Source organism: Syntrophorhabdaceae bacterium (assembly GCA_028698615.1).
Lineage (GTDB): Bacteria > Desulfobacterota > Syntrophorhabdia > Syntrophorhabdales > Syntrophorhabdaceae > Delta-02.
Genome location: JAQVWF010000010.1, coordinates 54,516 through 80,427, shown reverse-complemented (window position 1 = coordinate 80,427; position 25,912 = coordinate 54,516). Strand labels below are relative to the sequence as shown.

Sequence of the window (25,912 nt, the reverse complement as noted above, 5' to 3'; positions counted from 1 at the left end):
CGAATAAACACGAATCTTCTTCTCCGAAAGCCCACGGTTCCCCGGGGGGCTTAATCTTGTATCAATCTCTCGAATGTGGGATATACTGTAAACAGGAGGTGGATATGAACAAAAGTTCACCGACGAGGAAATTGAACGTGCGGAGTCCCAAAGCTTTGAGGGGCAGACGATGGGCGAAGGCAGCACAAAGAATCCCGACACAGTATCGGAAAACACAGGCTAAGACCAGCCACAGGTAGCAAGGATCACTGGACCTGCCCCCGACAAACCGGTCCAGTTTTTGGGGAGCACACAATTTGATTGAGAAACCAACTCTAGAGGTGGTACAATAAACAGGGACAGTTCAGTATCCTGAAACCGTGATGGCGCCCAGGGTTGTATGCGTTTCGATATTCTCATGATGACGGGGTGGCAGCGGAAACGGTATGTTATTGTGCCCGAAACAGACCAACGCTTGACGCAGCGCAAGAATAGATGTATAATGTTATCAATCCATTAGGCACGTGAATTCAAATGCCCTTTTGCAGAGAAAGGGCATTTTACTTTTGAGGTTAAGAATGGCGATAAATAATACTACCAAGGTAAAAGACCTGCTGGACGGGGGAATGGAAAAAGGCTTTATTGAGCCCGATGAGATCAAGGATTGCCTTCCTCGGGAAGTCTTTTCTTCCGAAGATGTTGAGGATGTATTCGACTTTTTTTCAGAATCTGATATCGACCTGGTCGAGACAATTCACGAAAAGGCTGGGCCGCGCAGCGAAAAAAGCGCAGACGCGGGAGGGATTGAAAAAGTACCTTCAGAGACGACCGATAACATAATATGGGCCTACCTGAAGGATATGGGACGCATATCCCTTCTCACGTCCGATGAAGAAAGCCAGATAGCTGGAAAGATCGAAGAAGCAGAAAAAAGAGCAAAGAGCATTCTGTTTGAGCTGCCCCAGGCGGTGAACGAACTCCTGGAGATAGGTCGGCAATTGAAGGAAGGGACAATAAGCATAGTAGATGTGGTCAACAATATTGATGAAATGAACCTTACGCAAAAGGACGAGGAGAAATATAAGAAAAAGACCATATCCTCCATCAATTCCATAAAGAGCCTTCACGAGAAAAAGGAAGGAATAAAGAAGGCATTGCCGGGAACCGACAGACCAGGCAGGAAGGAACTTGCCAACGATCTGCGCAAGGTCGAGGACAAAGCGGAAAGCATCCTGCTGAATCTCAAGCTCAGCAAGAAGATTCTCGTGGAAATCATCAGGAAGATCACGCACCAGATGAACTTGATGAAGGATGGCGAGGCAAGTATCGTAAGGCGGAAACTGACGGAACTCGGAGAAATTGAGAATGGACTGAAGATCGTCAGGAACCGGCTCGTTCAGGCAAACCTGAGACTTGTGATCAATATTGCCAAGAGATACCTCAACCGTGGGCTTTCATTCCTTGATCTTATCCAGGAAGGCAACATGGGGCTCATGAAGGCGGCTGAAAAATATGATTATCAGAAAGGTTACAAGTTCTCCACATACTCGACGTGGTGGATCAGGCAGGCCATAACACGGGCAATTGCAGATTGCGGACGGACTATCAGGGTGCCGGTCCATATACTTGAGACCAAAAATAAGATAAACAAGGCTACCACGGCCCTCTTCCAGGAATTGGGGGAAACACCGAACCTCGAAGACATTTCACTTAAGGCCGGTCTTTCCCTGGAGAAGGTCCGAAAGATCATGAAAGTTTCCGGTGGGGCTGTATCGATCGAAACTCCGGTCGGGGACGACGAATCCAAGCTCGGTGATTTCATCGCAGACCCAAAGGCTTCTTCACCTTTTATAGAACTCGTAGACATCTCTCTCAAGGAGGAGATAGACAAAGTCTTGTCAACGCTTACTCCGCGAGAAGAGAAGGTTATCAGGATGCGGCTCGGCATCGGCGAGAAGACCGATTTCACTCTGGAAGAAGTGGGTGATGTCTTTGGGCTGACCCGTGAGCGTATTCGTCAGATCGAGGTCAAGGCCCTCAGAAAGCTCCGACACCCGTTAAGGCGAAAAAAACTGGAGAGTTTCCAGGAGTGATCCGCCCAGACTCTGGCGCGGCAGCTGGACCGGTTTATTGGGGGCAGGTCATCAACCCTCTGACCTCTGCTTGAACCAACCGGGATCGATCTCATACTTCGCCACCCTTGATCCCATCATCCGCTCGGTGATACCAAGGGTTCGGGCGGCTTTCGCCATGTTGCCCCCTGCTCTCTTCAACTCCTCCAGAATTGCTTCCCGCTCCATTCTGGCCATGATATCCTTGAAACCGCCAATGGTCCTTTCCTGCCCGTCCGCCTGTCCGCCCTGGAGGTTTGGCGGAAGATGGTACCCGTTGATGACACCATCGGTGCAAAGAATGATCGCCCTTTCAATACAGTTCTCCAGTTCCCGAACGTTGCCCGGCCAGTGGTAGTTCATGAGCATATCCGTTGAGGTCGTTGATACTTTTGTGATCTCTTTGCCGTGTTCCATGCTGTATTTCTGAATAAAATGGTCGGCGAGGAGCATGATGTCGGTCTTCCGGTCCCGAAGAGGCGGCACAAGGATAGGGAAGACGTTGAATCTGTAGTAAAGATCCTCTCTGAATTTCCCCTCCCGGACAAGGGTTTCCAGGTCTTTGTTCGTTGCGGTGATGATTCTCGCATCCAGCTTTATGGCACAGTTCCCGCCGACGCGCTCGAACTCCTTTTCCTGCAGGACACGGAGCAGCTTTATCTGAACCACCGGCGGCAGGTCACCTACCTCGTCGAGAAAGATCGTGCCATTCTCGGCCGCCTCGAACCGACCCTTGCGTGCCATCGTCGCGCCGGTAAACGAGCCCCTTTCGTGGCCGAACAGCTCGCTCTCTATCAAGGATTCCGGCAGGGCCGCGCAGTTGACCTTGACGAAGGGCCGGGAGGACCTGTTGGAGCTATAGTGAATGGTCTGGGCCACGCGCTCCTTGCCGACACCGCTTTCTCCCAGTATCAATACGGTGGCATTCGTGCAACACACCTTGTCGATCAGGGAATATACGGTCTGCATGCCCTTTGAGTTGCCCACGATGGTCTTCATACCATATCTCGTTTTCAACTGGTCCTGCAGACGCCGGTTCTCCTCCATCATCTTTTCGAGCTCTTCCTGCGCAAGCTGACGAAGGCGCACGGCCTGGGAGATACTCGATGCGATGATCGTGAGAAGGCGGACATCGTTCTCAAGCGACATACCTTCATTGTGAAGCCGGTCGGCAGAGATGGCGCCGATCACCTCGCTGCCTATCTTGATAGGTACACAGATGAAGGCAAAATCCCTCTTGTTAACATGTCTCCTCGATCCGGTCTTATCGAGGAAAAGGGGTTCGTCGGCGATGTTGGGGACAATGATGGGTTGGCCGGTATCGATCACCTTCCCTGTAATGCCCTCACCCATGCGATACCTGCCTTTTGCCTGTTCGTCGGGACCAAGACCGTACGCCTCCTCGATCGCAATCTCTCCCTTCGCCCTGTTGAGAATGGTAAGCGTTCCCCGGGGTATGTCCATGTGCTCGGCAATGAGGTGAAGGATCGGCTTCAGCACCGTCTTGAGATCAAGACTCTCGCTCAGCCTGGCGCTGATATCAAAGAGGAGAGAAAGTTCCTTTATCTCGCGGTTTCCCTGGTCTTCCATGTAAGGTTCCCTTTTTCGGCCCAGCCGGTTGACGTTGTCCAGCAAAAAGGCGTCTTGCCGTCCCCTTTCGGGAGGGCAAGACGCCTTCGTCTCAAATAAAAATGGCGTTCCCGATGAACGCCATTGTCCGTCACATCACTGTGACAGGATTATTCTACAGTACATCAGGATTGTTGTCAACGACGCGCTATCTCAGCGCACTCCTTCCAGGTTCTCACGGGGTGCCCGATAGACCGCCGCCCGCACGGCCGGGTCCCGGCTGGGGAACGCGGGCGTCCTTAGGACGACCCCGCATTGAACCCCTTTGCACCGGGACAGCTTAAAGAGCTTCGTCGCCGATCTCACCTGTTCTGATCCGATAGACCTCGGAGATGGGCGAGACGAATATCTTACCGTCTCCCGCCGAGCCGGTACGGGCCGCCTCCATGATCGTGTTCACGATCGCTTTCACATCGCCATCCCTGACGACAATGGCCAATTCATACTTCGGAAGCATCTCTATCGTATATTCACGCCCCCTGAATTGCTGCCTTAGGCCTTTCTGTTTTCCGTGACCTTCAATTCTGGTGACGGAGATACCGGGATATCCCCTCTTCTCAAGCGCAGCCCTCACGTCGTCGAATTTTTCCATCCTTATTACCGCTGTTATCTTTTGCATTTCCTCACCCCTCCTTATTTGCCCTGGGTATAAAAGTCAGGATAGGCCGAGCCTCCGTGTTCAATCACATCCAGTCCTCCAATCTCTTCGTTAGGAGAAACCCTTATGCCAATAATGGCATCCAGTATCTTGAACAGGACGTATCCGCATACGAAAGCCCATAGTCCAGCGACAGCGGCGCCTATCACCTGCGAGATCAACTGGCCCGCACCGCCCCCGTAAAGAAGCCCCTTCACGAATGGTGCCTCCATTGCGTAATTGCCGTAGGTGCCGTCGGCGAATATGCCGACGCTTATAAGGCCCCAGATACCGTTAACGCCATGTACCGACACCGCACCCACCGGGTCGTCTATCTTCATCCTTTCAAGCGTATACACGCCGACAACCACCAGTATCCCGGCTATCAATCCGATCACTACCGCGGCCCATGCCTCTATCCACGCACATGGCGCGGTCACGGCGACAAGACCCGCAAGGACGCCGTTGAACATCATGCCTACGTCATATATCTTTGTCTTCATAAGAACGATTATCAGGGCGGCAAACCCGCCTGCGGATGCAGCGAGCAGGGTATTGACGGCTATGACCGATATTCTGAGGTGATGGGCGTTGAAAGTGGAACCCGGGTTAAACCCGAACCATCCGAACCAGAGTATGAAAACTCCGAGAGCTGCCAGGGTGATGCTGTGTCCCGGGATGGCGTTTGTTTTCCCGTCCTTTGTAAACTTGCCAAATCTCGGTCCAAGGACCATGGCTCCCGCAAGTCCGAACATCCCGCCTATCGTATGTACAACGCCCGAACCCGCAAAATCAAGATGCCCCAGGCCAAATGGCAATTTTGACAGCCATCCGCCGCCCCACACCCAGTGACCGTACAGCGGATACACAAGCATGCTGATGATTATGCTGTAGACCAGATAGGAGGAGAATTTCAGACGCTCCGCCACCGCGCCCGAGACTATGGTCGCAGCCGTTGCGCAGAATACCAGCTGCCAGAAGAAATCGAGGTACCTGCCGACATCGTATTGATCGCCGCCCAGAAACAGGGGGCCCATGCCGATGAACCCCCCGACGTCGGTGCCCTTCAACAGGGTATACCCGATGACGAAGAAACCAAGGGAACCGACGATGAGGTCTATCCCGTTCTTTGCCATCAGGTTCGTTGCGTTCTTTGCCCGGCAAAAGCCCGCCTCAACCATCGCAAAACCTGCCTGCATAAACATCACCAGGAAACCGCACACCAGGACCCAGACATAGTCGACGGGCGCCTGTGCATTGGCCGCCAGGGTCCTTGCGCCGGTAGGGTCCGGCGCTGTCTCTGCGAGACCGGCACCGGCCATCCCGAAAATCATGAAACTCAATAGCAGGAACATCAGAACTCTTTTCATTATCAAGCCTCCTTGATCCATCTCTGTTCTTTTGTACCTCAAGGTCGCCCGCCTGATGCGGACCGTATTCCCGTGAGAGCCCAACGTTCTTTGTTACGATCTTAACCTGACCGATCAGGGTTTCTCCGCTTCGCTGCGGCGGCCGCGACGGAGTCTTCTTCCATCAAACCGGCCGGCCTGACCGATCAGGGCTCCACATCACCGCATCATTGCGGATTGCGGAACAATGGTATTCAGCCTAAAAAGCGTATGTAAACCCGATACCGTAGACGACATTGTTCCCTACGGGCCCGTTGGGGTTGTACGAGTCGGATATATCGGCGGCTGAAGGGTACTCCTTCCCTGCATCTCCCGAAAGGGGGAACCAGTACTGGACTACAGGCTGGATCGAGAAGGATTTTGTAACAGGGATCGTAAGCCCGGCCTTGACCATGCCGTCATGGAGGCCTTTGTATTTGCTTCCCGTGTAGTCGCCGGTCGACCTCTCATAGGTCTTCCAGTAATCGCTCTCCCCGACGAAGTAGCCGAAGGAAGCGCCCAGGTCGAGGGTTATCTGTTTATGAACCGGGATGGAGTGAGCGAAGGAAAGGTTGATATAGGTGCCCTTGTAGCTCGTGATGTCCCGATAAATGGAGAGGGTCGGTTTCGATAGAATGTCATAAGCGATGGACCCGAAAAGCTCTTCCGTCTCATCGCAATACTTTGTCCCGTAAAAGATATAGCCGCCGGTGAGAGAAAGCTTGTCGATGGCATAGGTATAGCTTAAGGTCAGGTCGGTCTCATTCCATCCCTTCTTGAATGCCCTGCTCTCCGCGGAAAAGTCAGCAGTTTTCGTACTTCTCTGATTCGTGTCCACATTGCCCCAAAAGGACGCGGAAAAACCTTTGTAGGACGCAGTGAGGGACGGCTGGATGACGAGACCGCTCTTTCCTATCTCGTAGCCCCGGAAGATATACCGATTATATACACCCACAGCACCCGAGCCTGCTACCTTCGGTTCCTCATCCTTCTTTGGCTCCTCACCGAAAACAGAACAAAGCGGAAAACACAAAAAAACAACCAACAACAAGAGAACCCTTTTACACCCATTCATGATATACCTCCTGAGATTTCGTTCCCATGCATGTGCATGCGATCGTTGCTCCTTTAAGAAAAAGACACAGGCGCCTCCAAACCCACGTTGGTCGAAGACGCCTGTGTCTTGTACCTTAGCCTTGCTCGTACTAAAGCAATGGGTGTGCCAGAACCAACCGGCAGCCTTGGCCCGGCCATACCTAACTGACTTTAACGAATGATATTCAGATGTTCAGCTATTACTCCTATCGAGCCCACCCCTTATCCGGTCCGATTGAGCATATCCCGGCAAAGGATTATATCCTACAGAAAAGTAGGTCCTCCGGCTGCTGTCTTACATAATTGTATAATTGCACGGCGCCATCGAACGCGACCTCTGACCCCACCGCGGCTATCAGCACAGCCTATTTCGGTTGTGTGAGCATCCGGTCCAAACCGGGCCTTCTGCGGACAGGGAAAATACCACACCAACGGGGATGCTGCAGCCTCCCGGCAACCGACGATCATCTCCCCTCTTTGCCGTTGACTGCATCAGACCGCTCTGTTATAGTCAACAAGCATCGCAAAAACCAGCCAGGAGAAAACTATGAACATCTTGGGTCTTCATATATTCGGCCACGACACCGGAGCGGCCCTCATATCGGAGGGGAAATTGATGGCCATTGCCGAAGAAAGGGTCGACAGGCGCAAGCATTCCGGGAATTTCCCGGCATTGTCCGTCGATTATCTTCTGAAGGCAGCGGGGCTCAGGAATATCAACGATGTTGACCTGATCGTAGGCATTACACGTTATGGCAAGGACGGCAAGGACAAGACAAGAGACAGCATACGGGAAGGATTGGGTTACTCGGGAAAGCTCCACACCATTTCACACCATGAAGCCCATGCCGCAAGCGCTTTCTTTGCATCCCCCTTCGACGAAGCCGCCGTAATGGTCGTTGATGGATTGGGAAGCAGCGCCTTCGAGATTGAAACGGAGAAACCGCTGCCATTCATGCTCCGTGGCCTCCCCATCAAAGACCTGAAGAATTTTGAAGAGGTCCAGTCTTTCTACAGGGCAACAGGAAGTGAGATAACAAGCATCAGGAAGGATTACACCGTCCCCGGCTTTATGAACGGCATCGGGCTTGCCTATATGGGCACATCGGTGTTCCTCAATTTTGGCGATTTCGGCTCCGGCAAGGTAATGGGTCTTGCCCCTTACGGTGGGCAGCCGGGACGAACTATCGATGAGCCCTTTGTGGAGATTCTCGATGGCGTGGCGTTATCAAGAAGTGAAAAGAATTTCGTCCGCCATAATGATCTGTACCGTAAACGCTTTTTTCCGGATATTCCCCCAAGGGAGCAGCAAGAGCTCCCCGACGGTCTTTATACCGAAATAGCCTATGCCGTCCAAAAGGCCACGGAAGACGCCCTGATCGAGATCGCCCGTCATCTCTACCGCGTAAGCCCCTCAAAGAACCTTTGCTATGCCGGCGGCGTGGGGCTCAACAGCGTTGCCAACAAAAAGATACTCGACAACACACCATTTGAAAAGATATTCATTCAGCCAGGCGCCTGCGATTCGGGAATCGCCCTGGGATGCGTCCTCTATGGCGCCCATTGTGTTTACCGGGAACTACCCGGCAAGTATCGCCTTCAAAACGCCTATCTTGGCCGGGCTTACAACGAGGAGGAGACCCTCTCCGATCTCCACACCATGCAGAACATCAGTTTTACGAAAGAGCGCGATATAGCACAAAAAGCCGCGCAGTTACTGGCACAGGGCAAGATACTCGGTTGGTTCGAAGGAGGGAGCGAAATAGGCCCCCGTGCCCTCGGTCACAGAAGCATCATCTGTGATCCGCGAAAACCGGAGATGAAGGATGTTCTGAACGCAAAAGTGAAACACCGGGAAGGTTTCAGACCTTTTGCACCATCGGTCCTTCTCGAGAACGTGTCCGAGTATTTCGATCTTGATTGCGAGAGCCCTTATATGCTCCTCATTGCCGAGGTGAAAAAGGATAAGCAGCATCTTGTACCTGCCATAACACACGTTGACGGTACCGCCAGGGTGCAGACAGTCACAAAGGAAGCAAACGGCAGGTATTATGATCTCATCAGGGAGTTTTATCAGATAACGAATGTGCCTGTCATCCTCAACACGTCCTATAACATAGCCGGAGAACCCATAGTGGAGACACCCCGGGATGCCCTGAGATGCTTTATGTCCACAGAGATGGACTATCTCATTATCGACGATTATCTTATCGAAGCAACAGCCCCCAAGGAGCTTGTTCGAGGTCCCGTTATCGATGAGAACAAGCTCAAGGCGGTTGATATCCGACAGAGGCAATGGCTCGGTAAACTGTTTTCCAAAAAGAGGGGGCAGGCGTAGTCCGCGGCTTTTGACTTATTCTCCGCTGCCCGCGATCCTGGACCGAAAGGTCGAATGTCTCAGCGCCCTCTTTCCAGATGATCAACGAGAACTCCCCGTTGTCTGCCCCGGCCTCTGGCTCATGGAAAAAGCTATTTACGGCATATGCCTCCCTGGGCAAAACACCCATAATCCTTGCGGCCGGGTTCCGGGTTGACATACAAAACCTCCTTGTTCTATGCTTTGTGTCTTGACTGGTGGATCAGGACAATGGAAACCAGACAGTCTGGGGTTGTTGTTCCATACCACACATAAGGAAGGAAGACAGATGGAGTTACTGACAAAGGTCTATCTCGGCAACACAGTGCAGAACTGGCTTCTCGCAGTCTGCACCCTGATAGTCGTGTTCGCTGTATTGAAAAGCATTTTGCGCCTTGTTATCGGACGGTTATCCAAGCTGAGCGCCGCAACGGATAACAACATTGACGACCTCCTGGTGCACATCCTTGCAAACACAAAGACCTTCATCGTGCTTGTCGCGTCCGTTTACGCGGCATGTTTCCTGATCACGCTGAAACCTTCCATCGCCTCCCTGTGGCAGAAGGCTACCATACTTGCGTTGATCCTGCAGGGCGGGTTCTGGGCGAGCGCCGCCATTTCTTTTGGAGTTGGTCGGAACGTTCAGAAACGCATGGATCAGGACGCGTCCAGCGCCACCACGATAACCTTTCTGGGATTTGTAGTACGCATTATTTCGTGGACTATCGCTTTCCTCTTAATTCTGGACAACCTTGGTGTTAACATCACAGGCCTCGTCGCCGGGTTGGGGATAGCCGGTATTGCCGTGGCTCTGGCGGTTCAGAACGTACTCGGTGACCTTCTGGCTTCTTTGTCGATTATTTTGGACAAGCCCTTTGTCATCGGCGATTTTATTGTGGTGGATTCTTTTTCGGGTACCATCGAGCATATTGGCCTGAAGACCACGCGAGTCCGCAGTCTCAGCGGAGAGCAATTGATATTTTCCAACAATGACCTCTTGAAAAGTCGTGTCCGCAACTACAAGCGCATGGAAGAAAGACGCATTGCCTTTAGCTTTCGGGTCGTGTATCAAACCTCTCTGGAAAAGTTGAAGACCATCAAGGAGATCGTTACCGATATAATCAAGGGACAGGAGCAGGCCCGGTTCGATCGAGTGCATTTCAAGGAATACGGGGATTCATCGCTGAACTTTGAGGTTGTCTATTTTGTGACCAACTCCGACTATGGCGTTTATATGGATGTTCAGGAAACGATCAACCAGGAGATATTTCGACGCTTTGAGGAAGAAGGCATCGAGTTTGCCTACCCGACTCAAACGCTTTACATCCAACGTGAAGCAAAGTAGCATCAAAAGACTTTCCCGGGTCTTGAGGAAGTCCGCGGTCGCCTGCAAGAGGAGCCTCGTGATCTCTTCTGCTCTCAGCTGGAAATTCCCATGAGAGAGAGGGTCACCCCCATCATGGAATCCCAATCCATTCAAGCGTATAACCTGATCATGGGCAACGTATCCGCTGTACAGGAACTCCCGAATGACCGGGGAACGGCTGGCATCACGGCCTATCATATCGTTGACACCTCCGGTGAGACGGCTTAACATCATTATATCGCACATGCGACATGAGGAGGTTTCAATGACTGTCAGAGAAAGCGCAACGGTGAGGATACTTGGTTTTGCGGGAAGTTTGAGGAAAGGGTCTTATAACAGGATGCTTCTCAAGGCCGCCGCAGAGGTTGCTCCCCAGGATGTGGAACTGGAGATATTCGACATCGAGGGGATCCCTCCTTTCAATCAGGATCTGGAGAACGAACCTCATGAGAAGGTCAGGGAGTTCAAGGAGAGGGTCAAGGCCGCTGACGCTATCCTCATGGCTACGCCGGAATACAATTACTCTGTCCCTGGCGTCCTGAAGAACGCCCTCGACGCGGCGTCGAGACCTTACGGCACGAACCCCTTCGAGGGAAAACCCGTTGCCATCATGGGCGCCTCCATCGGCATGCTCGGCACTGCCAGAGCGCAGTACCACCTGCGGCAGACATTGGTATTCTTCAACTGCTTTGTCCTGAACAGGCCGGAGATCATGGTGCCCTTCAGCGAACAAAAGTTCGACACCTCGGGCAACCTGACGGACGACCGGACAAGGCAATTGATACAAGACCTTCTGGCCGAACTGGCAAAGTGGGCGCGAAAGCTGAATCAGGCGCGTTAGGAACATACCTCGCGCCCGTCCGCTTCTTTACGATTTCAGAGGCTTCCTTCCTTCCACGAGGCAGTCCATCCTGTCGCCGGCGCGCAGGAGGGTGATACCCTCGAAGCCCGCTTCTGTCAGACCCTCTTTTACCTCATTGAAGGTATACGTGCCGCCGCCGCGGGTATTGACAAGCATGTTGATGGCAAAAAGCGTTCCTGCGGACGGGGCGGTACGGGTCTCGTCCATGATATGGTCGCGGACCAGTATGGCACCGCCTGGGACGAGGGCATTGAAGGCCTTGTGGTAGAGATCGATATTCTGGCGGAGATCGTTCTGATGGATTATGGCCGATAGGAGAACGAGGTCGTGACCCCCGGGAAGGTCGTCCTTATAGAAGTCTCCCGGAAACAGGTCCACCCTCCCCGAAAGACCTTCCGACGCTATTTTCGCACGAGCCATGGGGATGACCGCCTCGAGGTCGAAGATCGTTGACCTGAGGTGCAGGTTCTTCCGCAAAAAGGCCGCCGTGTAGGTTCCCGATGCCCCTCCCACGTCAAGAAGCCTCTTGTAACGGTCAAGGTCAAAGGAATCAGCTATCTCAAGCGACAGGTCCCTGCCTATGACATCCATGGCTCCGATAAAGGCCGCGAGGGTCTCAGGATCCATTCGGGCTGCGTGTTTGCGCTTCCCCTTCAGCCCTTTTCTGACGATCCCTGAAAGATCACCCCATGTGTCCCAGAGCCTGTTCATATGGAGAACCATGGGGCGGACCGACTGGGGATGACGGGACGACAGGAGCGATCCGTCTTCCGTGAGAGAGTACGATCCGTCCTCTTTTGCGAGAAGACCAAGGGCGGCCAGCGCGTCGAGGATACGCAAAAGGGCCCGGGCATTGAACCCTCCCTTCCTCGCCAGCGCGGCGGGCGTTTCGGGCGTCCCGTCAAGAAGCGTGAATATATCGAGCTCCGCCGCCGAAAGGACCACCCTGCTCTTCGTGAAGGCCGATGCGTCAGACATCAGGGAACCGTATGGTGCATGTTTGATCATGTCAATCTCCTTGGGATTTCCGGCCATGTTCAGTGAGTTGCGACATGGGTCACGAATACTGCATTATAGCACATCGACGGTTGGCCGCAAAAGACGGCCGCTCCGGGAAAGATACGTCAGCTTTGGCCCCTGTATATGGCCTTGAACTCTTCCACAAGGAGTACGTTGAGAAGGTCCTTTATATTCTCGGGAGGCTTCCCGAACCATGAAAACGTGCCGTCGACGGCAAGTATGCCGAAGGTCTTCTTCTTCACGGGATCGTAGAGCACGATGATCTGGCTTAAATCGCACATGTGGGGCTTACAGCACACGATAAGGACGAAACGCTCCCTGAACGCCCGTATCATCCGGTTCTTGCCCGTGGCGGTGCCCGAGAGGGACCTGACCCAGTCCTCGAACTTCCCTCCCTGGGTCATCGCCAAATAGGCGGTCTGAAAATCGTCCACCTTGACCGTCTCCCAGGGATAGACCTCATATTTTTTGTACTCTTCCGGAAAGGAGACATATTCGATCACGATCCTGGACCTTCCGCTCTTCTGCTTTCCGGCCGGGTGCTTTTTAAGCGACTGGGCATGGATATCAATGGAGCCGAAGAGCAAAAGGACCATCGTTGCCGCAATTGAGATCATGATCTTTTTCATCGCCTCTCCCTGCCGGCTATATATCCAGGAGATGGCCCCTTGCTGCGAGCCACTCTTTGCGCCGCTTGTAGTCGGGCATCACCTTCTCGATATATTCCCAGAATCTTTTCGAATGGTTCTTGACCCTGATGTGGGCAAGCTCATGGACCACGATATAGTCGATAACATCATAGGGAGCCATGACGAGGCGATAACTGAAGGAGAGCCTGTCGTCGGAGGAACAGGAACCATAGCGGGTCCTGGCGCTTGTTATCCGTATCCCCTTCCATGACAGGTCAAGGCGTCTGCCGTAAAAATCGACGCGTTCAGCGAAGATATCCCGCGCCCGCGCCCTGTACCAGGCGCGGAACATCTCACGGCCATCAGCGTTGTGGTCGCTGCACAACCGGAATACCCCCCGGTACAGGCTGAGCTTTGCCGACCTTCCATCAATGACCTCCAGAGGATACTCTTCGCCAAGATAGAAAAACCTCTCCCCCGTCACATAACGCCTGGATCCGCCCGTCTTGCCGACGAGTTTCCGATATTCCTCGAGTCTTTTCGTTATCCAGAGAATCTTCGACCTGAAGAAGCAGTCTATCTCCTCATTCGGCGTCTTTTCGGGAACAAGGATGATAACCGCCCCATTGCGTTCCAGCTTCAGGGTCATCGTTCGCTTGCGGTTCTTGCTGCGGACTATCTGGTAGCTGAGCAGATCCGTGTCATTGAAGAGAGAAGCCTGTCCTTCCACGTTCCCTCTCTGGTTTGTGGCTTTCCCGGACCAGTCTCCGGGCCTTCAGATCTCCAGTTCCTCTCCAAGATGGGGCACGTATGTCGTGAGTCCCAGTTTCTCCCTCACGGTCTTCTCGAACTCAAGGGAAACGGATTCCTCACCGTGAACGATATAGACCCGGGGATTGTTCGTAAAAGCACCGAGCCACTCAAGGAGCTCTCCCTGGTCGGCATGGGCCGAAAACCCGCCGATCGTATATACCTTTGCCCGTATGGCCATTTCCTCGCCAAGGATATAGGCCTTTTTCGCCCCGTCGACGATGTACCGGCCAAGGGTCCCAGGCACCTGGAAACCGGTGAAAATGATGCTGCACTCCTGTCTCCAGATATTATGCTTGAAATGATGGCGGATCCTGCCGCCCTCGCACATCCCGCTGCCTGCAATGATGACGGCCCCTGACTTGATCCGGTTGATCTTCTGGGATTCCTCGACGAGGGTCGTGAAGTGGATCCGCATACCGTCGGCGCTTCTGAACCTGAAAGTATTCAGAGCCTCGGCATCGAAAAACTCGGGGTGTGCCATGTATATCTTCGTTGCCTTGTCGGCAAGCGGGCTGTCCACGTAAACGTCGAGGTCCTCAAGCCTCTTTTCCTTCACCAGCCTGTTCAGGATATAGAGGACATCCTGCGTCCTGCCTATGGCAAATGAAGGCACCAAAACGTTCCCGCCGCGTCTGAAGGTCTCTTTTATGGCCTTCTCCAACTCATCGATGCTCGCCTCCAGGTCCTTATGGAAACGGTTCCCGTAGGTGGATTCGACAACAACGTAATCCGCCTCGGTGACGTGCTGGGGGTCCCTTATAATGGGGTTCCCATTCTTGCCGATATCCCCGGAGAAAACGATCTTTTTGTCCCTTGCGCCGTCGCGGAACCACAGCTCAAGCGTCGCCGACCCCATTATGTGCCCTGCATCGATGAACCTGAATCTGAGCCCTTCCGAAAGCTCCTTCACTGAGTCGTAGCCGTTCTTGTCAAAATAAGGGAGGCAGTGCTTGACGTTCTCGGAGTTGTAAAGGGGCTCAAAAACCTCGTTCCTGCCTGCTCTCAGCGCCTTCTTCGTATGCCATTCTGCGTCCTTTTCCTGAATGTGCGCCGAATCCAGGAGGATGATCTCGGCCAGTTCCGCCGTGGCGGAGGTGGTCAGGATCTTGCCCGAAAAACCATCGGCCACCAGCTTCGGTATCAACCCCGAATGATCGAGGTGCGCATGGGTAAGAAGCAGCGACTCGATCTGTTCAGGCTGAAACTTGAAGGGCTCCCGGTTAAGCGCATCGGAATTCCTGCCCTGATTCAGCCCACAGTCCACAAGCACCTGGGTGCCATCCGTTAACAGATGGAAACACGACCCCGTAACCTTTCTGGCAGCACCCAGAAATCTGATCTTCATTTGCCCACCCCGCAGAAAATAATATGGAACCGCACTGGATCTAAGCTTAAAACCATTTGATTATACCTGCAACGGACCGTTATTACAACCCAAGAAAACCTGAAAAGAACTGCTGGAACCGTTAGCTCCGCTAGAACCAGAAAGAATGGTCAGAGCCGCTCCAACGGTTCCAATGAATCTTGCCTTTCCCGCTGGTTTCGGTCTACACTTAACAAGCGTTCTTTTTTGAAGGGGAACAGCTGGACAGGCAGGATCAACATGCCGGGGCGACCCTGGTCCTGCCGTTGGCTTGGGATAAGCCAATTAGCGAGACCTTCGGCGTGTGATGTGCCGCATGCTGAGGAGTCTCGTTCTTTTGTTCGAGGGGTTTGAATGGGCGTATATCTGGCGTCAGTCATCTTTGTCGTTCTTGCCGAAATGGGGGACAAGACCCAACTTCTGGCAATGGCCTTCGCTTCGCGCTATCGCTGGCAGACGGTACTGTGGGCAATATTTGCCGCGACCCTCGTCAACCACTTTCTCGCAGTCGTCGCCGGAAGCTACCTCACGAGGTTCATCCCTATGCAGTACGTCCAGATAGGGGCCTCCGCCTCATTCATACTGTTCGGCCTCTGGACCATACGGGGGGACTCGCTGGAGGGAGAGGACAGGCGGTTCAACTTCAGCCCCTTCTGGACGGTGGCCGTCGCCTTCTTCCTCGCCGAGATGGGGGACAAGACCCAACTCGCCACCGTGGCGCTGGCAACGAAGTACAATAATGATATCATCGTGGTCTGGCTGGGAACAACCACGGCGATGATGATCGCGGATGCCATTGGCATCATCATCGGGATCGTGCTGGGCAAGAAGATCCCCGAGCGTTTCGTCAAATGGTTCGCCGCTATCACCTTCATGCTCTTCGGAGTCATCGGCCTTTATGAGCACCTGCCGAAGAACCTGCTCACAGCACCCGCTGTGGCGGCGGGGCTGACGCTCATTGTCCTCCTCACTGTTCTCATCGCCCGAATGAACAACGGTAAAGCAGGAAAGTCCGACGGGGAACAGGAATGACGCCCAATTTCTCACTTTGACATCACGAAAAGCTGTATGATATCCTTCACTGCAAGCACTTCTCTTCCAAGGGGTACAACAGGAATGAATACCGGTTCAAAGACGATGGCCACCACGGAACAGGACTGCCACTGACCCCTCCATGGACGATGACAGGACAATAGAACCTGCTCCCCAGATAGTCATCGTCCGTTCATCGGCAGGCTCAGGAAAAACATATCGCCTGGCCGAGCATTATCTGAAGGTCCTTCTTGCCGGCGCCCTGGCGGATGCAACCCTCCAGACGCGCATGGCGAATATCGTCGCCATCACCTTTACCAACAAGGCGGCGCAGGAGATGCGCGCCCGCATCCTGGACTGGATGAAGCGCATTATCCTCGACCTGCCATTCGATAATTCTCCCGTCAAGCCCCTTGATGCCATTATGATGGGGATAACGACAGTTCTGTCCGATCCGGCCATCCTTTCACAGGCAGGAGTCGGCGGCCTTGCCGGGGACAACGCCTCACATGACGACGGGCGCGTGCAAAAAATGCGGGATTATCTCAGGACAGCCATGGACAAGCGCTTCGGGGAACTGCTCAGGGATTTCGGCCATTTCAACGTTGGCACCATCGACAGCTTCGTGAATCTCACATTGAAGGCGTCGGCAATGCAGCTCAACCTGCCGCCGGACTTCGAGGTGTCCACGGAGACGAATACACTCATCGACCTCGCCTTGCGTGAATGCCTGCAGAAGACCGGAGAGGACAGACAGGCGCAGGTCATCTTCGACGCCTTTTTGGACAGCTACATAGAGCTTGAGGGGGACCATGCAAGCTGGGTTCCAAGGGAACTGCTGAAAACGGCCATTTCGTCCCTGTGGGCCGAAGAAGCGAAAGAGAACAGGGAATTCATCATGCCCCGGGACGGAGAGTATGTGAATACCGCCGCGGTCCGCAAGAGCATGGCCGATAGCGCATTGCGCCTTCTTGAAGCTCTTGCCGGGGACACCGGCGTAAAGCTGCTTGCCAACGCGCTCAAGGCCATCGAGAAATGCGCCGCCCCCCTGGGAAACCCCCTGTCGCCAAGTGTTTATTTCCAGCGTTCCCTGGAGGAATGCCTTAAGAAGGGGAGCGGTCAGCCATCCCCCGCCCACAGACAGCTCTGGAACACGGTTACCCAAATGCGCAGGACCTACGCCGAGGCCCTGGCGGTATCGAAGTTCATCCCCTACCTGCAGGTGTATTCCTTCTTCAAGGAGGTATTTCAGAGAGAGGTCACATACTACAGGCGCGTCATTCCCATAGAACAGCTCAACCGTCTTCTGCAGGATATCGTCAGCCGCAGGGACTTCGTCCCCGAGATCTATTACACGCTTTCCGAGCGCTACATTCATTTCCTTCTCGATGAATTTCAGGATACGAGCCTCCTGCAATGGAAGAATATCGAGGTCCTTGCAGAGGAGGCCCTGAGCCGCGGCGGGAGTCTTTTCCTCGTGGGCGACAGAAAGCAGGCGATATACCGCTGGCGCGGCGGACGGCCGGAGCTTGTCGACGAGATAGCCGACCGGTACAAGGACCAGTACCCCGCAGGGAATCTCGATCTCAACACAAACTACCGCAGCGGCGAGCATATCGTTGCATTCAACAATGAGGTTTTTGATAAAAGCCGCCTTGCGCTCCTTGCGGGATCGATCCTCCGCGGGCATCAGCCGGAGTCCGTCGAGAAGCTGGTAGAGCCTTATGGAACATCGCGGCAGCTTTTCCTGGAGTCCAGGAGAGACGCAGGTCTGGTGGCAATCGAACAGCTCACCGTCGAAGGCGATGATGACGACAGGCGGGACACCTTCACGAGCGATGAAGTGGAGGAGATCGTCGAAGCAAGGCTGCGAAGCCTCGTTGAAGAGATCATGGCGCGGGGAGTCTTTCGCGAGAGGGACCTTGCCGTTCTCGTGAGGACCAGAGCAGAGGCGAAGGCCGTGGTCCGGGTCCTTTTGTCCATGGGGCTCAGCGTTGAATCGGAATACACGGTGAGCATCAGGAATAATCCCCTCATCCGGGAAGTCCTCTGCTTTCTTGCGTTCCTGGATAAACCCGACGACGATCTTTCCTTCGCGTCATTCATTACGGGAAGGATATTCGCCTCCAAGAACGGCATCGAAGCGGCCCAAATGGCTGCATGGCTTTCAGGGAAGTATCTTTCGGAGAGGCGTGAATTTCTGCACCTTGAATTCAGATCCGATTTCGCCGCCATCTTCGAAAACGAATTCGCGGGGTTCATTGACCGGGTGGGCTACCTTCCCCTCTATGACCTCGTCATCAACTTCTTTAAGCGCTGGGAGATACTTGCCCGTTTCCCCGAGGATGTGCCTTATCTCCTGCATTTTCTGGAACTGGTGAAGGAAAGAGAGGGATCTGACAATAATACCATCGCGGGGTTCATTGATCTTGCGGATCAAGCCGCACAGGGCGCTTCGTACGGCCCGGGCGATGACGACAAGGCCTTTCTCCTTCCCACACCGGATTCTCTCAATGCCGTCAGGGTACTCACGATCCACAAGGCAAAAGGGCTCCAGTTTCCCGTTGTCATTCTTCCTTTCGTGACCCTGACGGCATTCGCTTCATCAGCCGGTCGGGACAAACAGCGATGTTTCCAGTCTGACGGTGATGGTTTGAGGCTCTTTTACCTGAAAAAGGATTACGTCGAGGTATCGCCCGAACTCGCCGCCCTCTACCAGAAAAAGGAGTGCGATTACCTCGCCGATGAGCTCAACAACCTTTATGTGGCCTTTACGCGTGCCGAGAAGGAATTGTATATCTTTCTCACCGACAGGAAGAAACAAAAAAACCATCTCATCGACCATCTCTTCGGGATGGAAGAGCTCAAGCCCTTCGCGGGCGATGGAGGGATCGTTATGGGCCAGCCAAAGACCGCCGGGGAGCGAGGCGAGGACGGGACGGAAGACAGGGACCAGCCTGCGGTCTTCGGCGATTTCAAGGGTGAGTCGGCATGGGCCATAAAGCTGAAAACCGGCATCTCCGATCCGGGAAGGCTCAGCCGGCATGCGGTCAGGGCACGCAGAAAAGGTGACGCCATGCACCGGGCGCTTTCCCTTATCGGGTCCCTGCCTGTCGACGACAGGCTCATCACTTCACTCGCCCGGGCGGCTGCAATGCGCGAAGGTATAGCGGATGCGGCCCGCGAGATCGAACAGACACTGAAGGGTTTCTTCGGCAATCCCGGTTTTCGGCGCTTCTTTGAGACAGACCCGGGTCTCGTCTGCTATAACGAGAAAGAGATAGTGGACGGCGGCGGCAATACCTTCAAGATGGATCGGGTCATCGTAGGGCCGGACACGGTCGAGGTCGTTGATTATAAGACCGGGGAGATCCGCTCCGATTCCCACGCCGAACAGGTAAGACACTACGGAAAGCTCCTTTCCGAGATCTACCCCGAACGCGTGGTAAGGCAATTCCTTCTCTATGTGGATGAAGGGGAGGTCATCGAAATATGAGCGTTCTTCGTGCCCTTCCCTTCGCGTCCGACCTCATCGATGAGATCGCGGGCATCATCGAAACAAAGGATGGCGAGAATACCGTCATTGTGTTTCCGGGAAAGCGCCCATCGCTTTATCTCAAGGCCCGGCTCGCGGCCGCTGCGGGGGGAAAGGCCTTCTTCCCGCCCCTGTCTTTCTCCCTCGATGAGTTCATCGATCACATAGCCCGCAAGCGGAATCCGGCATTCACGGACATCGATCACGCGGATGCCGTCTGGATCCTCTTCGGTCTGATACGGTCCCTGAAGGTCTTCGATCATCATCCTTTCGGCAAGGAGGGATTCGGGGATTTTTTCCATTGGGGAAGACACCTTCTCAATTTCATCGACAGGCTCGATATGGAAGGCATCGACAACGGTGCCCTCGTCAACGTGGAAAGGAACGCATCCATCGGCTACGACGTACCGCAAAGTGTCAACGAACTCCTGTCCAATATCTCGCTGATCAGGACCGAATTTCACCGGGTCCTCAACGAGGATCGCTGGTTCACAAGGGGCACGAAGCACATCGCGGCTGTTGAGGAAACAGGCCGCCATGTTCCCGATGACCTTCGCAGGGTGATCTTTGCCGGGCTTTTCGGCCTCACCGGGGGAGAGCGAAAGGTGATCAGGTCATTCTGGGACACGGGCCTTGCAACGGTCCTCCTCTGCGGTGATCCGGAAGAGTGGCCCCTGCTCAAAGACCTTGTTGCATACCTCAAGGCAACGGTGGAGTACAGGGACCCCGGCGGACATTCCCCGACGGTTCACATTCATGCAGGCCACGACACCCACGCGGAGGTCCTCGCGACATACCGCATTCTCAAGGATGACACCCGGAAGAAGACCGCTATCGTCCTGCCCGTGGCCGATTCCCTCTTCCCGCTCCTGAACTTCGTTGTCGACAGGACGGACCTGCGATGCAACGTCTCCCTTGGGTACCCCGTAGAAAGGACATCCTTCTTTACCCTCCTGCGCAGCATTCTGGGCGCGCGCCTCGAGAGAAGGTCCGACGGGCAGTACCCTTCGGCGCAATACCTGGCGGTTATCCTTCACCCCTTCATCAAGAACCTCAACAACGATTCGGGCCTGCGGGGGCTTCTTTTGCATATTGAACGCTCCCTGTCGGGCGAAACCGGAACGAGTTCTCTGGCCGGCCGGCCGCTCATCACCCTCCAGCAGATAGAGGATGCGGCTGCGGAATGGACACCGCCTTCGGGGCAGGAAGACCACGTCGGGGCGCTTCATGAGATACACCGGCTTTTTTTCAGGAATTTTGATAATATCCTCACCATCAGGGATGTTGCTGCCGCCCTGGAGGAGGCCCTCGAAACGATACTCCTCAAGACACCGGTACGTTCTTATGTCCTGTCAGGCACGATCTTCGAGAGTGTCTTCGGGGCCCTGGGCTCCCTCAGAGGTTCACTCTTCAGCTCTTCGCCGCTGTCTGGCGACCCGGTACAGAATACACGCGCTCTTTGCGATATAACCCTTCATTACCTGGGAAGCGCGGCCCTTCCCTTCGACACCCATCCCGTCGAGGAACTCGAGGTCATCGGAATGCTCGAATCGAGGAACATATCCTTTGACCGGGTCATCATCCTCGATGTCAACGAAGGCGTCCTGCCGGGACCAAGGGAGGTCAATCCCGTTGTCCCCATTGGTGTTTTCGAGACGCTGGGAATTCCATCCCCTGAATTCACAGAAGCGATATACAGGTACAATTTCTACCGCCTCGTCGGAAGCGCCGGAGAGGTCCATCTCATGTATCGCAGCGCTGAAGACAGAGCGCGAAGCAGGTACATAGAGGAAATTCTCTGGGCGGAGGAAAAAAAGCAGGGAAGGCTCAATGCCATTCCCGTGAGTCAAACGGTCCTCACTGTCAACCTGAAAAGGGAAATATCGCCCCCCGTTATCGAAAAGACGGGCGCCGTCCTTCACACACTGAAGCATGCGGGACTGTCTCCGAGCGCTCTCGACACCTATGTGCGATGTCCCCTGCTCTTCTATTTTACCCGCCTCATGCGCCTCGAGGAGCGCCGGACCTTTTCCGGAGACATAGAGACGACCGACCGCGGGAACATCGTTCACCGGATCCTCAGGGACACATTCAGCCCTTTCCTTGGCTTTGAGCTGACGAAGAAAAGCGAAAGTGATATACGGGAAAGCCTGCAAAGGGCATTGAAGATCCATTTCAAAGACATTCCCGGGTCCGGCGACTTCTATCTGTTCCAGCGTATAGCCGCATACAAGCTCGATTCCTTCCTGAAGCGCCATGTTGGAAAGATGAGCGAACCCGTGGTCATAGAATCTCTCGAGGACAGGTTCAGCGGGTCCCTGAAGATAAATGGCAGCGCCGTCACCCTCTTCGGCCGGATCGACCGTGTCGATCGCACCACGGCCGGCAAGTACACCGTCTTCGACTACAAGACAGGCACATCAAGACAGTATCCATCAAGGATCATGGAGAAAGTGGACTTCAGCCGCATCCTGTCCATCCACGACCACGTCCCGTCATTCCAGCTTCCCGTCTACATGCACATTTTTTCCGACCAGAGGAACATACCCGTTGAACGGATCGATGCCGAATTGATCCTGCTCGGCAGCAACACTGAAGAGACCTTCTTCAAGAGCAGGGACGAAGACGAGAACAAGCGCCTTCTCAGTGCCTACGCGCGGGGCATCGAAACCACGGTATCGCATATGCTCGACGCCAATGAGCCCTTCAAGGCCTTCGATACCGCCCGCTGCATGGACTGTGCGGCAAGGGATCTGTGTCATGTTTAAAGAGTAGCCTTTCAGGTCCCAGGTTCTGGGTTTCAAGTCCATTGTTCTATGTTCAAACCATCGGGATATAACTCGCATGGGGTCAATCCCTTTGAAGAGCCCTCGCTAATATGATATAAGAAAGCCATGTTTGTTGATTCCCACTGTCATCTTGAAATGGAAGACTTCCACAAGGATCTGGAACAGGTTGTGAAGGATTGTGTTGATGAAGGGCTTGAATATATCCTCACCGTGGGGACGGAAGAATCCTATTTCGGCAGGGTAAGGGAGCTTATCGACCGGTATCCCTTCATCTACGGGGCCATCGGCATTCATCCTCATAACGCGAAGGATTTCGATGACAGGGTCGAGGGTGTCATCCGGCAGGCGGCACGGCATCCGAAGATCGTCGGGTATGGGGAGGTCGGTCTCGACCTCTTCAAGAATCACTCTCCCCGGGAGGTCCAGAAAAGGGTCTTTGTGAGGCAGCTCGCGCTGGCGCAGGAACTGGGCCTGCCCATCATAGTCCATTCCCGGGAGGCGAAAAAGGAGACTCTTGACATCCTTAAAAGCGAGTATCCCGGCGGATACGGTGTGATCCACTGTTATTCATATGATCTTGCAGCGGCGAAGGAGTTCCTCGACATGGGATTTTTCATCTCCATTCCCGGAACCGTCACATACAAAACGGCCGGAGGCCTCAGGGACGTGGTGCGGTTCATCCCGGCTGATCGGCTCCTGGCTGAGACTGACGCGCCTTTCCTGACCCCCGTGCCCCATCGCGGGAAACGAAACGTCCCCGCCTACGTGAAAATAACCATCGAGGCCATCGCAAGGGAGCGCCGCATGGAGGCCGGGGAACTGGCCGCGCTCATGCGCGATAACTTCGTCACCTTATTCCTCAAGGACCCACAAAAGGACAGATCATGAAACCAGCCATTATCATTATCGACATGCTCGAAGGAAACTACAGCAAGCCCCTCCAGGGTATCAAGGAGGAAGAGAAGATCGTTCCCGTCGTGAGGGACTTCCTCAAAACAGCCCGCACGCTTGGCATCCCCGTGATCTTTGCCTGCGACAGTTTCATGGAGAATGATTTCATTTTCAAGGGCCGCATGAAACCCCACGCCATCCGGGGAACACAGGGGACAAAACCCCTTTCCGAACTGGAGCCCGAAGCGTCCGACATCATCCTCGACAAGCGCCGCTTCAGCGCTTTTTTCAAGACCGATCTGGACCAGACGCTGAGGACACTCGGCGTCGACACGGTGGCAGTAGGCGGGATCAATACGCATTTCTGCGTCCTCGCAACCGCTTTCGATGCCGTATGCAACGACTTTGCCACCATTATCCTCGAAGACATGAGCGCCGCCTTCAAGAGAGAGATCCACGAAAACTTCCTTGACGCCTTCCGCAAATCCGCCATCTATCCCATCTTCCGCATCATGACATCGGGCAATCTCATTGAGGAGTACAAACGAGAAACAAGATGAGAAGGAAGAAACAGGACATCTATATCGAAGGGAAACCTCGCGGCCACGCAAGGCCCGTCCGGACTCCCTATATCATCGCACTCGCTGTCATTGCCGTCGCGGCGGCGGGGTTCTTTGCATTCAAATATGTAAAGGTGCCCCACCCCCCCAAAACTGTCATCGTCGAGGAAACAGGCAAACTGAAGATCTACGTCCCATCCCTGCCGGGAAAACTGGAGCTGAAAAGCCTCCCCATCAAAACCACCCTGACGGACAAGGAAACAGCCGACGAGATCATACTGGGGCTGAAGAACGGCAAGGTGCTTCCCGATACCCTCTCCCTTACCGAGTTTGCATCCGATACAGACGGGACCCTGATACTCAATTTCACGCCCGACATAGCCCTCCTGAAGCTCGATCCCTTGATGGAGATACAGACGGTCTATGCCATAGTCAATTCCTTTCTGGCAAACTTCACAAAGGCGAAGAACGTGCAGCTCCTGGCCGGAGGCCAGGCCCTCTCCACCATCAGCGGCACCGTTTATACCTATAAACCCATGGAATTCAACTCTCACATCCTGGAGGATTAAATGATCGACCCAAGAATGATCCGCGACAATATTGAGGCCGTGAAGACCGCCCTCGCAAGAAGACAGGCTTCTTTCGACGCCGGTAAACTGGTCGAATTGGACGAAAAGCGCCGCAGGCTCATCCAGGAATCGGAGAAATTGAAGAATGAAAAGAACACTCTTTCCAACGAGATCGCAAAGCTGAGGAAAGCCGGCGGCGAGGCCTCGGACAAGATAGAATACCAGCGCTCGCTGGGCGGAAGGATCGAAGAGACGGGACAGGACCTCAAGGCGGTCGAAGAGGAATGGGAACAGCTCCTTCTTATTATCCCCAATATTCCCGATGCTTCCGTTCCCGTCGGGACGAACGACGAGGATAACGAGGTCGTCAAAACCTGGGGTGACAAGCCTTCCTTTGATTTTGAGCCGAAGGCCCATTGGGACCTCGGCGAGGGCCTTGACATCCTCGACTTCAAACGGGCCGCCAAGATCACCGGGTCCCGCTTCACTCTCTACAAGGCGCAGGGGGCGCTCCTTGAGAGGGCCCTCATCAACTTCATGCTCGACCTGCACATACGGGAGCACGGATACACCGAGGTGCTGCCTCCTTTCATGGTCAACCGCACTTCGATGACCGGCACCGGTCAGCTCCCTAAATTCGAGGAAGAACTCTTTCATCTTGAGGGTGTCGACTACTTCCTGATCCCCACCGCCGAGGTGCCCGTCACCAATATCCATGCCGACGAGATCCTCAAGGAGGATGAACTCCCCATCAAGTACGTGTCCTATACCCCTTGTTTCCGCAAAGAGGCTGGGGCGCACGGGAAGGACACCCGGGGCCTGACGCGGCAGCATCAGTTCAACAAGGTGGAACTCGTCAAGTTCGCCCGGCCTGATAATTCCTTTGATGAACTCGAGGGTCTCCTTCTCGATGCCGAGGACGTCCTCAGGAAACTCCATATCCACTACCGCGTGAGTGCCCTTTGTACGGGAGACCTGGGCTTCTCCTCCGCCAAGACCTATGATATCGAGGTCTGGCTTCCCGGGCAAAACATCTACCGGGAGATATCATCATGCAGCTGCTTCACCGATTTCCAGGCCCGCAGGGCAAAGATCCGCTTCCGCAGGCAGGGAGGAAAAACGGAACTCGTCCACACCCTGAACGGCTCCGGCCTCGCCATAGGCAGAACGGTCATGGCGGTAATGGAAAACTACCAGAACGCAGACGGCACAATAACCATCCCCGAAGCGCTCAGACCTTATATGCACGGGAAAGAAAAAATAGGATAAAAACGATCTTCTTGACCTG

At 54.2% G+C, this 25,912-nt stretch carries 20 protein-coding genes; 12 read left to right on the top strand and 8 right to left on the bottom strand.

Translation table 11 applies throughout. The annotated features are described in order from the left end of the window. Nucleotides 1-557 precede the first annotated feature (557 nt). Entirely contained in the window at nucleotides 558-2,072 is a 1,515-nt protein-coding gene (locus PHC90_05835) for a sigma-70 family RNA polymerase sigma factor (GenBank protein MDD3845866.1), read from the top strand. 51 nt (nucleotides 2,073-2,123) lie between these two features. Here the strand turns inward: PHC90_05835 and PHC90_05830 are convergent, their stop codons facing one another. From PHC90_05830 to PHC90_05815, 4 genes are all read right to left on the bottom strand, one after another. Continuing rightward, on the bottom strand, nucleotides 2,124-3,680 hold the full coding sequence (locus PHC90_05830; GenBank protein MDD3845865.1) for a sigma 54-interacting transcriptional regulator: 1,557 nt from the start codon (nucleotides 3,678-3,680) through the stop codon (nucleotides 2,124-2,126). A gap of 319 nt (nucleotides 3,681-3,999) precedes the next feature. Next, a complete protein-coding gene (locus PHC90_05825) occupies nucleotides 4,000-4,338 on the bottom strand; it encodes a P-II family nitrogen regulator (GenBank protein ID MDD3845864.1) in 339 nt (112 codons plus the stop codon). Nucleotides 4,339-4,352: 14 nt separating this feature from the next. After that, nucleotides 4,353-5,726 carry an ammonium transporter gene (locus PHC90_05820; GenBank protein ID MDD3845863.1) on the bottom strand — a complete coding sequence of 458 codons (1,374 nt, stop codon included), beginning with the start codon at nucleotides 5,724-5,726 and terminating at the stop codon, nucleotides 4,353-4,355. A gap of 238 nt (nucleotides 5,727-5,964) precedes the next feature. Next, complete coding sequence (locus tag PHC90_05815; GenBank protein ID MDD3845862.1) at nucleotides 5,965-6,699, bottom strand: hypothetical protein; 735 nt, start codon at nucleotides 6,697-6,699, stop codon at nucleotides 5,965-5,967. Between the two features lie 687 nt (nucleotides 6,700-7,386). Between PHC90_05815 and PHC90_05810 the strand changes: the two genes are divergently transcribed. The 4 genes from PHC90_05810 (at nucleotide 7,387) to PHC90_05795 (ending at nucleotide 11,402) form a co-directional block, all read left to right on the top strand. Beyond that, a complete protein-coding gene (locus PHC90_05810; protein ID MDD3845861.1) occupies nucleotides 7,387-9,177 on the top strand; it encodes a carbamoyltransferase C-terminal domain-containing protein in 1,791 nt (596 codons plus the stop codon). Nucleotides 9,178-9,484: 307 nt separating this feature from the next. Further along, the gene (locus PHC90_05805; protein ID MDD3845860.1) at nucleotides 9,485-10,540 is read left to right on the top strand and encodes a mechanosensitive ion channel family protein; all 1,056 of its coding nucleotides are present in this window, start codon (nucleotides 9,485-9,487) and stop codon (nucleotides 10,538-10,540) included. 90 nt (nucleotides 10,541-10,630) lie between these two features. Next, nucleotides 10,631-10,789, top strand: a complete 159-nt coding sequence (locus PHC90_05800; protein MDD3845859.1) for a hypothetical protein — start codon at nucleotides 10,631-10,633, stop codon at nucleotides 10,787-10,789. 37 nt (nucleotides 10,790-10,826) lie between these two features. Beyond that, nucleotides 10,827-11,402, top strand: a complete 576-nt coding sequence (locus PHC90_05795) for an NAD(P)H-dependent oxidoreductase (protein MDD3845858.1) — start codon at nucleotides 10,827-10,829, stop codon at nucleotides 11,400-11,402. Between the two features lie 27 nt (nucleotides 11,403-11,429). Here the strand turns inward: PHC90_05795 and PHC90_05790 are convergent, their stop codons facing one another. From PHC90_05790 to PHC90_05775, 4 genes are all read right to left on the bottom strand, one after another. Beyond that, nucleotides 11,430-12,431, bottom strand: a complete 1,002-nt coding sequence (locus tag PHC90_05790) for a methyltransferase (GenBank protein MDD3845857.1) — start codon at nucleotides 12,429-12,431, stop codon at nucleotides 11,430-11,432. A gap of 116 nt (nucleotides 12,432-12,547) precedes the next feature. Then, complete coding sequence (locus PHC90_05785; GenBank protein MDD3845856.1) at nucleotides 12,548-13,072, bottom strand: Ivy family c-type lysozyme inhibitor; 525 nt, start codon at nucleotides 13,070-13,072, stop codon at nucleotides 12,548-12,550. 16 nt (nucleotides 13,073-13,088) lie between these two features. After that, nucleotides 13,089-13,802: a SprT family zinc-dependent metalloprotease gene (locus tag PHC90_05780; GenBank protein MDD3845855.1), complete on the bottom strand. Its 714-nt coding sequence runs from the start codon at nucleotides 13,800-13,802 to the stop codon at nucleotides 13,089-13,091. A gap of 45 nt (nucleotides 13,803-13,847) precedes the next feature. After that, a complete protein-coding gene (locus PHC90_05775; protein ID MDD3845854.1) occupies nucleotides 13,848-15,230 on the bottom strand; it encodes an MBL fold metallo-hydrolase in 1,383 nt (460 codons plus the stop codon). 372 nt (nucleotides 15,231-15,602) lie between these two features. On the opposite strand from PHC90_05775, the gene PHC90_05770 reads away from it, so the two are divergent. From PHC90_05770 to serS, 7 genes are all read left to right on the top strand, one after another. After that, entirely contained in the window at nucleotides 15,603-16,280 is a 678-nt protein-coding gene (locus PHC90_05770; GenBank protein ID MDD3845853.1) for a TMEM165/GDT1 family protein, read from the top strand. A 142-nt stretch (nucleotides 16,281-16,422) separates the two neighbouring features. Then, nucleotides 16,423-19,776: a UvrD-helicase domain-containing protein gene (locus PHC90_05765; protein ID MDD3845852.1), complete on the top strand. Its 3,354-nt coding sequence runs from the start codon at nucleotides 16,423-16,425 to the stop codon at nucleotides 19,774-19,776. Beyond that, nucleotides 19,773-22,583, top strand: coding sequence for a PD-(D/E)XK nuclease family protein (locus PHC90_05760; protein MDD3845851.1), 2,811 nt, complete (start codon nucleotides 19,773-19,775; stop codon nucleotides 22,581-22,583). The genes PHC90_05765 and PHC90_05760 overlap by 4 nt, the downstream gene beginning before the upstream one ends. Nucleotides 22,584-22,709: 126 nt before the next feature. Further along, complete coding sequence (locus PHC90_05755; GenBank protein MDD3845850.1) at nucleotides 22,710-23,492, top strand: TatD family hydrolase; 783 nt, start codon at nucleotides 22,710-22,712, stop codon at nucleotides 23,490-23,492. After that, the gene (locus tag PHC90_05750) at nucleotides 23,489-24,055 is read left to right on the top strand and encodes a cysteine hydrolase (GenBank protein ID MDD3845849.1); all 567 of its coding nucleotides are present in this window, start codon (nucleotides 23,489-23,491) and stop codon (nucleotides 24,053-24,055) included. Before PHC90_05755 ends, PHC90_05750 begins: the two co-directional genes overlap by 4 nt. After that, a complete protein-coding gene (locus PHC90_05745; protein ID MDD3845848.1) occupies nucleotides 24,052-24,624 on the top strand; it encodes a GerMN domain-containing protein in 573 nt (190 codons plus the stop codon). The genes PHC90_05750 and PHC90_05745 overlap by 4 nt, the downstream gene beginning before the upstream one ends. Further along, the gene (gene serS / locus PHC90_05740) at nucleotides 24,625-25,893 is read left to right on the top strand and encodes a serine--tRNA ligase (protein ID MDD3845847.1); all 1,269 of its coding nucleotides are present in this window, start codon (nucleotides 24,625-24,627) and stop codon (nucleotides 25,891-25,893) included. It abuts the gene before it with no gap. The last annotated feature ends 19 nt before the right edge of the window (nucleotides 25,894-25,912 follow it).